The organism is Lysinibacillus mangiferihumi, from assembly GCF_003049665.1.
Classification (GTDB): Bacteria; Bacillota; Bacilli; order Bacillales_A; family Planococcaceae; genus Lysinibacillus; species Lysinibacillus mangiferihumi.
The window spans coordinates 1-991 of the sequence record NZ_PYWM01000104.1; the positions used below are offsets into that span (position 1 = coordinate 1).

The following is a 991-nucleotide window of genomic DNA, read 5'->3' on the forward strand; positions in this document are numbered from 1 at the left end:
ATTGGTTTTCCCTCAAGATTCATTTTCAATCTTCAATAACTAGACTATTTTCTCGGTACAAATGTACTTGAGCATTATAAATCTCATGAAATTCCTAAAGTATTAGATTTTGGTGAATAATTCAGGTAATAATAAAATATCGTTCGTTTTATTCGAATTTAATCATGACCACGAAATTCAAAGTTCGTGTTTATTTATAGGAATTGAATTGAAAAATTGATTCAAGTATATATAAAAGTGAATTTGATAGTAAAGGAGTAAAAAAATATGAAAATATTAGAGGTTATTAAAAAAATTGAACTGGATAGTAATTGTAAACTTGTAAAAAGGCACACAGATTACACTAGTGATTTAGCTCTACCAAAAGATTTGAATTACTTTTTTAGTAATTATGACTCTTTACAAATGTTTTTAGATAAGCCATACGGAATAAAAATTGTTTCTTCAAATGAGTTTATTCCAACTAGTAAAAGGCTTTACCCGGAAGATGATATTATTTGGGAGGAACTTGAAGGTGATATAAGTAATGAATGGTATCTTATTGCTGAGTCTGAACAAATAAACCAATATATTAGTATTGACTTAAGCAAGTCTCATTTTGGTTATTGCTATGATAGTTTTTTGGAAACCCATGCAACACCGAGTGATAGTCAGATTATTGCTAAAAGCTTTACGAAACTGTTAGAACATTTATACTCGAGTAAAGGTGAACATTGGTTTTGGTTGGCCGAAAATTTTAAATCTTATGGGGATGCTTATGATGGCAGATAAAAAAGAAATAGGAATCATACAGCTGCAGTCTTGAATGACTTTAGTATTTGATAGAAACATATGTAAAGAAGATATAAAAATATTTTTCTTTACATGAATCAATTTCATAAATCGATTTTTTCAAGAGCTTAGACTGCTCCCGTGGTCGGTTTTTGGTTTTTTGAAAAATTATGCTGCTTTGTTTTGTAACTGTAAAAGTAAGTTGATACGATCGACTGCT

1 protein-coding gene is annotated in these 991 nt (G+C 29.2%); it reads left to right on the plus strand.

Annotated features, from left to right (window positions below; translation table 11 throughout):
- The first annotated feature begins 267 nt into the window (after positions 1–267).
- Positions 268–771: an SMI1/KNR4 family protein gene (locus C9J37_RS27735; protein WP_107897941.1), complete on the plus strand. Its 504-nt coding sequence runs from the start codon at positions 268–270 to the stop codon at positions 769–771.
- The last annotated feature ends 220 nt before the right edge of the window (positions 772–991 follow it).

Excerpts from the sequence above, each read along its gene's own strand:
- C9J37_RS27735 (WP_107897941.1), top strand. The coding sequence starts at position 268 with ATGAAAATATTAGAGGTTATTAAAAAAATTGAACTGGATAGTAATTGT.